Here is a 9363-nt window from a genome sequence, read left to right as displayed (position 1 = left end):
TCCAGGTTCAGCCCGGCAAACTGGCGCAGGATCGTGGTTTCGTACAGCGCTTCCTCCATCGCTGGATCGCTGTAGCCGAACCAGTTCTGCAGCAGATGCACACGCAGCATCGCCATCAACGGGTAGGCCGGACGGCCACCTTCACCCTTCGGATAATGTGGCTCGATCAAAGCAATCAAGCCCTTCCACGGCACCACCCGATCCATCTCGATCAGGAACAACTCCTTGCGGGTTTGCTTGCGCTTGCCAGCGTACTCGGCGTCGGCGAAGGTCATCTGCTTCATCGGGAAACTCGGTGGGTGGGGTCGCGGTATTTTGCCAAATCAGAAAGTCTTTTTCAGAGTTTCCCTAGCCCAAGCTGCTGCTGCCCGAGGCCTCAAGCCAGTGCTGGCCGGTCGCAATACGCGCGCCATCACCCAGCTTGGTGAGTCACTGGGCCTGCCGCACCAGTGTTTTGATCTCCACGACCAGCAAGCCCTGCAACAGACCCTGGCCGACCACCGCGTCATTCTCAACTGTGCCGGCCCCTTCTCAGCCACCAGCCAGCCGCTGATCGACGCCTGTCTGGCAACTGGCTGTCACTACCTGGATATCACCGGCGAAATCGACGCCTTTGTCGCCGCCCAGGCCCGCCAGACGGATGCCGAGCAGGCCAACATCGTGATTTGCCCGGGCGTCGGCTTTGATGTCATCCCTACCGACTGCATCGCCGCCAGACTCAAGCAGGAACTGCCGGACGCGGATCGCCTGGCACTGGGTTTTGACTCGCGCAGCGCGCTATCTCCCGGCACGGCAAAAACCTCGGTAGAAGGCCTCAAGTACGGCGGCCGCATTCGCAAGGATGATCGCATCGTCAGCGTGCCGCTGGCCTATCAGAGCCGCGACATCGATTTTGGCAACGGCACCAAGCACGCGGTGACCATTCCCTGGGGCGATATCGCTACCGCCTGGTTCTCCACCGGCATCGACCATATTGAAGTTTTCCTGCCGATGGCGCCCAGCGCCGCGACACGCCTGCGCCGCCTGGACCGCCTGCGCCCGCTGCTCGGGCTGCCGCCGGTACAGGCGCTGCTCAAGTACCTGGTGGCACGCCGCATCACCGGGCCGGACTCCCACGAGCGCGAGTCAGCCCGCAGCTATGTCTGGGGTGAGGCGCAAAACCGCGCCGGCCGCAAGGTGGTCGCCCGCATCGAGACCGCCAACGGCTACGACGTTACCGTCGAGGGTGCGCTGATGGCGGTCAACTTCCTGCTGCAAGAAGAACCCGCGCCCGGCTACTACACGCCATCGCGCTTGCTGGGCACCGACTGCATCGAGAAACTGCCGGGCTCCGGCAGCATGCAAATCGAGTAATTCACGACGCCAGCAGGCCCGGCACTACCCGCACCAGCTCGTCGGTCAAACCGGCGAGCAACTGCCCTCCGCTACGCCAATAATGCCAGTACAGCGGCACCTCCAATGTCTGACCCGGCAACAGTTGCAGCAAGCGCCCGGTCTCCAGTTCCTCGGTTACCTGCAGCGCCGGCACCATGCCCCAGCCGACACCGGCCTCCAGCATGCGTACAAAGCCCTCCGACGAGGGGCACAGGTGATAGTCAAACTCACCGGTGACGCCAAGCTGCTGGACAAAGCGGTGTTGCAGGCGGTCATCGGGACCAAACACCACCGCCGGTATGCGCGCCACATCCGCCGCTGCTACGCCCTGCGGAAAATGCCGCTGTACAAAGGCTGGACTGGCCACCGCCAGATAGGGCATCTGACCAAGCAACAGACTACGTGCGCCCGCCACCGGCTGCTCTGCCGCGCACAGACAGGCCGCCACCTCGCCGCTGCGCATGCGCCGCAACCCCACATCCTGATCTTCAACCTGCAAGTCCAGCAGCACGCGTTCCCGCTCGCACCAGGCTGATACAGCGGCAGCCCACCAGGTCGCCAAGCTGTCAGCATTGAGCGCTACCCGCAGGCGCGTGCGCCCGGCGGCGTCTGCCATCTGCGGCAAATCCGCTTGCAGGTCCCTCTCCAGCAGGCGTACCTGCTGCACGTGGTTGAGCAGGCGCTGGCCAGCAGCCGTCGCCTGCGGTGGCGCGCTGCGTACCAGTACCGCCGTGCCCAGGCGCGCTTCCAGCAGCTTGATACGCTGGGATACCGCCGACTGAGACAACCCCAGGTTGGAGGCGGCCCGCTCAAAGCCTGCATGTTCAATGACGGCGGCCAGCGCCATCAGCAACTTGTAATCGACCATATCTATTTTCCTAATGCAGCATCAGGATTATTTGTTTTCCTAATCAAGCTGTCCAGCGCAAACTGCCGCCAAAACCACCAGGGAACCACCATGCCGAGCCTGCTATACAGTTACTTCCACGGCCTGATCGCCGCTGCCGGCCTGATTATGGCCATTGGCGCACAAAACGCCTTTGTCCTCGCTCAGGGCCTGCGCCGCGAGCACCATATCAGCGTTGCGCTCATCTGCATGAGCTGCGACGCCGCGCTGATTCTGGCCGGCACCTTCGGCCTATCAGCCTTGCTGCAGGCGCATCCACTGGCGATGGAGATCACCCGCTGGGGCGGCGTCCTGTTTCTGCTGTTGTACGCCTCGCAAGCACTCTGGCGCGCGCTGTCGCCCCGCGGCCTGGAAGCCATGCGCGCCCCGGCCCGTTCGCGGCGGGCAGTATTGCTGACTACCCTGGCGGTCACCCTGCTCAACCCGCATGTTTATCTGGACACCATGGTGCTGATCGGCAGCCTTGCCGCGCAGCACAGCCTGCCACTGGTGTTCGCTCTCGGCGCCGCCAGCGCCTCTATCCTCTGGTTCACCCTGCTGGCAGTAGGGTCAGCTCGCCTGGCACCGGTGCTGCAGCGCCCACTGACCTGGCGACTGATCGATCTGCTGGTCGCCGGCATGATGTTCACCGTCGCCTGGTCGCTGGCCAAACCCGCGCTGCAGACCCTCTGAGCCGCCTATAACCACACTGAAGGTGCGTGGATAGGCACGCTTTCAGGTGCTATGATCGGGTCTTCCCGATCGCGAGACGGGCAGCGCCCAAGGCGCAACCCAGTAAGGTTGCCCACAAGAGGCGTAGCAGATTGGCCATAGCGCCGGGCGCGCGTGGCACCCCAGTCAGCATCCGTGCCCGGGCACACCCACCCGCACCGGTGCAGACCCTGATACCTGACGATGGAGATAGATCATGGCTTTTGAACTACCCGCACTTCCCTACGAGAAGAACGCACTGGAGCCGCACATCTCGGCAGAGACTCTGGAATACCATTACGGTAAGCACCACAACACCTACGTGGTCAACCTGAACAACATGGTTCCGGGCACCGAGTACGAAGGCAAGAGCCTGGAAGAGATCATCAAGACCTCCAGCGGTGGCGTTTTCAACAACGCAGCGCAAATCTGGAACCACACTTTCTACTGGAACTGCCTGAGCCCGAACGGCGGCGGCGAGCCGACTGGCGAGCTGGCCGAAGCCATCAACAAGGCGTTCGGCTCCTTCGCCGCGTTCAAAGAAGAATTCAGCAAAGTCTCCATCGGCACCTTCGGTTCCGGCTGGGGCTGGCTGGTCAAGAAAGCTGACGGCTCCCTGGCGCTGGCCAGCACCATCGGCGCCGGCTGCCCGCTGACCAGCGGCGACACCCCGCTGCTGACCTGCGACGTTTGGGAACACGCCTACTACATCGACTACCGCAATGCGCGTCCGAAGTACGTAGAAGCGTTCTGGAACCTGGTCAACTGGGACTTCGTAGCGAAAAACTTCGCTGCCTAATCCAGTCCGCGGTACCAAAACACCCTGCCTCGGCAGGGTGTTTTTGTTTTGGCCGAAAAAATGATTGCACTTTGACGTCAACTTAATGTTTCCTGTCATGGCTGCCCTAGGGTTTGTTGCCATTTCGCTCCCTGTTGCAGCAGATATTGCGCACCAGGCCGCAAACCCTGCATGATTGCTCTAGGGAAGCACTGATTAATTCCGCATGCCCTCTGGCGTTCAGGCTGGGCCGTAATCAAGGCGTGGGTTCGAAGGCATGTCGGGACCTGTCGAGAAACCACAACGCAGAGTGCGGCCCAGCCTGAACGCCCCGCAGGGCGAGCGCTCAAGCATGCATCTGCGGCGTTGCGCTGCTTGCCAATAGAACCACTATTGGCTGCACATCGCGCCTTGCATCTGCACCCTTGAGCACTCGCAGAGGGCGTGTGGAATTAGTCAGTGCTTCCCTAGCGAGCCCATTCTCAGGACAGGAATAAGAAGACCTTGAAGCTCGAGCGCAGACACAGCCTTTCAGTCAAACTGTTACGCCTGGTGCTGTTATGGGCACTGTTGGTCGGCGTCGTTCTGAGCCTCGGCCAGATCAGTTTTGATCTGCGTAAGGAACGCCAGCTGATCGACAGCACGGCAGAGCAGATTCTGGCCATGTCAGAAGACCCGGCCACCCAAGCCGTGTACAGCCTGGACCGAGAGATGGCGCTGCAGGTCATTGGCGGTCTGTTTGAGCACCCGGCCGTGCGCTTTGCCTCTATTGGTCACCCCGACGAAACCCAGCTTGCCAGCCGTGAGCGTCCGCTCGCCACGACGCCGCTGCGCAGCGTCACCGACTGGCTGTTTGGCGTAGAGCAGCACTACAGCGTTGGCCTGTTTGGTCGTGAACCCTACAACGAACACTACGGCGACCTGCGTATCGTCCTGGACACGGCGCCCTACGGGCAGGACTTTCTGCAGAGCTCGCTGATCATTCTGGTCTCAGGCGTGCTGCGCGCGCTGGCCATGGCGCTGGTGCTCTATCTGCTCTATCACCTGCTGCTGACCAAGCCACTGGCAGCCGTCATTGAGCGCATCAGCGACATCAACCCCGACCACCCGGGCAAGATGCATATCCCCATGCTGCCCGGACAAGAGAAGAACGAGCTTGGCCTGTGGATCAACAAGGCCAACGAGCTGCTGGATTCAATCGAACGCAACAGCAGCCGGCGGCGCGAGGCTGAGGCAAACCTGCTGCACATGTCCCAGCACGACCACCTGACCGGCCTGCCCAATCGCAGCATGCTGCAGGAACAGCTCTCGCGCATTCTTGCCGACGCCGGCCGCCGTCAGCGCGGTGTTGCCGTGTTGTGCTGCGGCCTGGATGACTTCAAGGAAATCAACGAACAGTTCAGCTACCAGTCCGGCGACAGCCTGCTGGTGACCCTGGCAGACCGCCTGCGTGCCAACAGCGGCCGACTGGGCAGCCTGGCACGCCTGGGCGGCGATCAGTTCGCGCTGGTGCAAACAGGCGTCAGTGAGCCCTACGAAGCTGCAGAGCTGGCCCAGACCATTCTGGACGATCTGAGCCGCCCATTCGAAATTGGCGAACACTCGGTCAGCCTGCGCGCGACCATCGGCATTACCCTGTTCCCGGACGACGGCGACGACGCCGAAAAGCTGCTGCAAAAGGCCGAGCAGACCATGATGCTGGCCAAGGCGCGCTCGCGTAATCGGTACCAGTTCTATATCGCCAGCCTGGACAGCGAGATGCGCGTACGCCGCGAGCTGGACAAGGAGCTGCGCGGCGCTCTGGAGCGCAACGAGTTTCACCTGGTGTACCAGCCGCAGGTGTCCTTTGAAGATCACAGCGTGGTGGGCGTTGAAGCGCTGCTGCGTTGGCATCATCCCGAACGCGGACTGGTGCCGCCGGATCTGTTTATTCCGTTGGCCGAGCAGAATGGCGTCATCATCAGCATCGGCGAGTGGGTCTTGGATCAGGCCTGCCACCAGCTGCGCCAATGGCACGATGCGGGTCTGACCGAGCTGCGCATGGCCGTTAACCTGTCCACCGTGCAACTGCACCACAGCGAACTGTCGCGCATGGTCACCAACCTGATCCAGCGCTACAAGCTGCCCGCGCGCTGTCTGGAAATGGAAGTAACCGAAACCGGCCTGATGGAAGACATTGCTGCGGCGGCCGGACACCTGAACAGCCTGAAGAAGGCCGGCGTACAAATCGCCATCGACGACTTCGGCACCGGCTACTCATCACTCAGCTACCTGCGCGGCCTGCCCCTGGACAAGATCAAGATCGACCGCAGCTTCGTGCAGGACGTGCTGGTGGACGAGGACGACGCGACCATCGTCCGCGCCATCATCCAGCTGGGCCGCAGCCTCAACATGCAGGTTATTGCCGAAGGGGTCGAGTCAGCCGAGCAGGAAGCCTACATCACCGCGCTGGGCTGTAACGAAGGCCAGGGCTACTACTACAGCCGGCCGCTGTCGGCCTCGGCCTTCGATGACTGGATTCGCAGCTACAACACCTCTCGGCGGCAGCAGGCAACGCACTGATCAGCGAACTGGCTGAACGCTTACGCCAGCCAGAACCAGCATGCGACCGGCGCCATGACGCCGAATCCAAGCATGCACATGATAGACCCACGCTTGAGCCGGCGACTCAGGTCCTCTTCGTGGTGGTCCGACAGAATAAAGGGCAGACCGCGGCGAGCCGGCTTTGACAGCACATGCACCACAGGCTGCTGCCCCTCGACCCGGGCCAGGCGTTGCGCCTCGCGATCTGCTGCAGCGCGGACCTGCTGCCACTCCTGCATGTCGAGCTGACCGTCAGCGTTGCGATCAAAACGCGCCAGCAGGTCATCGTAGTCGGCCTTCCAGTCACTGATGACCTGCCGTGCAATTCCCTGCGGATCAATACCACCCCGGCCGCCACCACGGCTCTCAAACCAGCCCAGCGCGTAGAGCAGCTCATCTTCTGAGAACCACTCCTCGGTATAACGGTAGCGACTGCCGATCAGCCCGGCGAGCAGCCCGGTACGCACATTGCTTCCCATCGGCCACCGTTGGCTGCCCTCCCAGCGTCGACGCTGCCGAGGGTGCACCTCTGCGCCCTTAGGGCTGATCCAGCAACTGCCGGTGTCGTCACGCAACAGAAAGGGGCGCTCCGACTCGCCCTTCTCTACTGTACGCCATTCACTGTTCTTGCCGGAGCGCTGATACTCTTCCACGGTAAAGCGGTACCAGAGGCAGTCCACTTCGCCTAGCGGGGAAATCAGCGGCTCATGGCCACCCGCATCGAGTCGGCCATGCAGCTCAACCAGCCCCTGCGCCGCGGAGCGAATACGCGAGGTAGGCGTATCGTCGACCCAGCGCGCGCGCCGCCAGCTACGAAACATCGCTGCCAGCAGTATCAGGGCAGCGAGGGTGGCAAGACCGCTGAAGATGTAATAGGCCGGCGTCGACAGCAGCATTACGCCGTGAACATCAATCACGAAAACAGCGCCCGCACATCCACATCGGCTTTCTCTTCATCAGAGAATTGCAGCAACTCGGCAGACTTGAAGCCGAACAGGCGCGCCAGCAACACCTCCGGAAACTGCTCGATACGAACGTTGTTGATATTGACGGCAGCGTTGTACAGCTCACGCCGGTCGGCGATGCCGTTCTCCAGCCCACTGATGCGCTCGTGCAGGTGCTGAAATGACTCGTTGGCCTTGAGCTCGGGGTAGTTCTCAGCCAGTGCGAACAGCTGCCCCAACCCGGCGCGCAGCACGCTTTCGGCGCGACCGACACCTTTGACGTCCTCATCTGCTCGAGCAGAGGCCACCGCGCTGCGGGCGGCAATCACGCGCTCCAGCGTCTGACTCTCATGCTGCATGTAACGCCGGCAGGCCTCTACCAGCTTGGGCAACTCGTCGTGACGTTGTCGCAGCAGCACATCGATATTGGACCAGGCCTGGCTCACCGCGTGTTTAACACTGACCAGCTGGTTATAGAGCATGATCGCGTACAGCAGGGCTACACCCAGCACCACCAGCACAATGACTGTCGTCAGTTCCATCAACCCATCTCCTTTGCATGAATGAGGCGCAAGGCCGCGCGCTGCGCTGCGCGAAGCACAGGGCACACTATAAATGAAGTGCTGATTAAGGAAACACTGATAAATTCCGCGCGCCGGACGCGGCTCGTCTTGAGCAGTGATGACGGCGGGCGCCGAAGAAAGGTGAACCGGCCCGCGGGCGGACTGGCATCAAGCCAGACTGACCAGCGTAGCCGCTCAAACGCGGTGCTCTGCGCTTCCTGGCTGCTTGTAGCTGAGCCGCGGCACGGCGGCCCCTGTACTACTGGAACAGCGACTCGCCGCTCAGGCCATGCTGCTCAAGGATATCGCGCAGCCGCTTGAGCGCCTCAACCTGGATCTGCCGAACCCGCTCACGGGTCAGGCCAATCTCGCGGCCAACCTCTTCCAGCGTGCTGCTTTCGTGCCCACGCAAACCGAAGCGCCGGGTAACCACCTCGCACTGCTTTTCAGTCAGCTCCCCGAGCCACTGATCGATACTGGCGTTGAGATCATCATCTTGCAGCAGATCGCAGGGGTCACCACCCTGCTCATCGGTCAGCGTATCGAGCAGCGTCTTGTCCGAGTCCGGGCCAAGCGACATATCGACCGAAGCCACCCGCTCGTTCAGGCCCAGCATGCGCTTGACGTCTTCGACGGGCTTGTCGAGCAGGTGGGCGATTTCTTCCGGGGAGGGTTCGTGATCAAGCTTTTGCGTCAGCTCACGGGCGGCACGCAGATAAACGTTGAGCTCCTTGACCACATGAATCGGCAAGCGAATGGTGCGCGTCTGATTCATGATCGCCCGCTCTATGGTCTGGCGAATCCACCAGGTCGCATAGGTCGAAAAGCGAAAGCCGCGCTCGGGGTCAAACTTCTCGACAGCGCGAATCAGGCCCAGGTTACCCTCCTCAATCAGATCAAGCAGGGTCAGACCACGGTTGACGTAGCGCCGGGCAATCTTGACCACCAGCCGCAGGTTGCTCTCGATCATCCGCTTGCGACCGGCCGGGTCGCCCTTCTGCGCCAGACGGGCAAAATGCACCTCTTCTTCCGGCGTGAGCAAGGGGGAAAAACCGATTTCGTTGAGATAAAGCTGGGTAGCATCCAGCTCCTTGGTGAACTCGAAAGCGTTCTCCCTGCGGTGGTTACGCGGGGTTGCACGCTGGGGACGTTCGACAGATACGGGCATGCCTTGCACCTCCTCATCTTCCGTGATGTTTCGCTGTGACGACGTAGCACCTGCTGACGGGCCTTTAACCGGCCGCTTCTTGTTTTTAACTGCCATATGCGCGCCCCAAGTCAGTAAACGCGGTATCTCGACAGCCGCAGCAGGCAAAGCGAAGACGCCGCGCGACTGCAATAAACTACCCATCCACCTGCCTTTTCAGCAGACTGCCTGCCAAAAATGACAGACGGATGTCAGACCTGATTACACCCTAGGGTCTGTTGACCTTTCGTTCGCCCGCCTGTTGCTGCCTGTAAGGCCGCCAATCAAGAAGCGAAGAGCGCAGTTTGGTCATTCCAAATAAGCGACGAGCGACGCCG

At 61.6% G+C, this 9363-nt stretch carries 9 protein-coding genes; 4 read left to right on the top strand and 5 right to left on the bottom strand.

The features are described 5' to 3' along the window. On the bottom strand, window positions 1-284 hold a 284-nt coding region (locus tag BM116_RS04815; RefSeq protein ID WP_139222352.1), incomplete at its 3' end, for a transposase. Window positions 285-312: 28 nt separating this feature from the next. On the opposite strand from BM116_RS04815, the gene BM116_RS04810 reads away from it, so the two are divergent. Further along, window positions 313-1353, top strand: a complete 1041-nt coding sequence (locus tag BM116_RS04810) for a saccharopine dehydrogenase family protein (protein WP_090475026.1) — start codon at window positions 313-315, stop codon at window positions 1351-1353. Window position 1354: 1 nt separating this feature from the next. Here the strand turns inward: BM116_RS04810 and BM116_RS04805 are convergent, their stop codons facing one another. Next, window positions 1355-2242 carry a LysR family transcriptional regulator ArgP gene (locus BM116_RS04805; protein WP_083723388.1) on the bottom strand — a complete coding sequence of 296 codons (888 nt, stop codon included), beginning with the start codon at window positions 2240-2242 and terminating at the stop codon, window positions 1355-1357. Between the two features lie 99 nt (window positions 2243-2341). Between BM116_RS04805 and BM116_RS04800 the strand changes: the two genes are divergently transcribed. From BM116_RS04800 to BM116_RS04790, 3 genes are all read left to right on the top strand, one after another. Next, a complete protein-coding gene (locus BM116_RS04800; protein WP_090475024.1) occupies window positions 2342-2953 on the top strand; it encodes a LysE/ArgO family amino acid transporter in 612 nt (203 codons plus the stop codon). Window positions 2954-3188: 235 nt separating this feature from the next. Next, the gene (gene sodB, locus BM116_RS04795) at window positions 3189-3770 is read left to right on the top strand and encodes a superoxide dismutase [Fe] (protein WP_083723393.1); all 582 of its coding nucleotides are present in this window, start codon (window positions 3189-3191) and stop codon (window positions 3768-3770) included. 483 nt (window positions 3771-4253) lie between these two features. Then, window positions 4254-6311 carry a putative bifunctional diguanylate cyclase/phosphodiesterase gene (locus tag BM116_RS04790; RefSeq protein ID WP_083723395.1) on the top strand — a complete coding sequence of 686 codons (2058 nt, stop codon included), beginning with the start codon at window positions 4254-4256 and terminating at the stop codon, window positions 6309-6311. Window positions 6312-6331: 20 nt separating this feature from the next. Here the strand turns inward: BM116_RS04790 and BM116_RS04785 are convergent, their stop codons facing one another. The 3 genes from BM116_RS04785 to rpoS form a co-directional block, all read right to left on the bottom strand. Next, window positions 6332-7249, bottom strand: coding sequence for a GIDE domain-containing protein (locus tag BM116_RS04785; RefSeq protein ID WP_083723397.1), 918 nt, complete (start codon window positions 7247-7249; stop codon window positions 6332-6334). Further along, window positions 7246-7818, bottom strand: coding sequence for a LemA family protein (locus BM116_RS04780; RefSeq protein WP_083723399.1), 573 nt, complete (start codon window positions 7816-7818; stop codon window positions 7246-7248). The genes BM116_RS04785 and BM116_RS04780 overlap by 4 nt, the downstream gene beginning before the upstream one ends. A gap of 280 nt (window positions 7819-8098) precedes the next feature. Further along, entirely contained in the window at window positions 8099-9007 is a 909-nt protein-coding gene (rpoS, locus tag BM116_RS04775) for an RNA polymerase sigma factor RpoS (RefSeq protein WP_235846696.1), read from the bottom strand. Window positions 9008-9363 lie beyond the last annotated feature (356 nt).

The sequence above is a fragment of the Halopseudomonas pachastrellae genome, from assembly GCF_900114765.1.
Lineage (GTDB): Bacteria > Pseudomonadota > Gammaproteobacteria > Pseudomonadales > Pseudomonadaceae > Halopseudomonas > Halopseudomonas pachastrellae.
This window is presented reverse-complemented; position numbering and strand designations above follow the sequence as displayed.

Coding starts and splice junctions, on each gene's coding strand:
- sodB (WP_083723393.1), top strand. CDS start 3,189: ATGGCTTTTGAACTACCCGCACTTCCCTACGAGAAGAACGCACTGGAG.
- rpoS (WP_235846696.1), bottom strand. CDS start 9,007: ATGCCCGTATCTGTCGAACGTCCCCAGCGTGCAACCCCGCGTAACCAC.
- BM116_RS04780 (WP_083723399.1), bottom strand. CDS start 7,818: ATGGAACTGACGACAGTCATTGTGCTGGTGGTGCTGGGTGTAGCCCTG.
- BM116_RS04805 (WP_083723388.1), bottom strand. CDS start 2,242: ATGGTCGATTACAAGTTGCTGATGGCGCTGGCCGCCGTCATTGAACAT.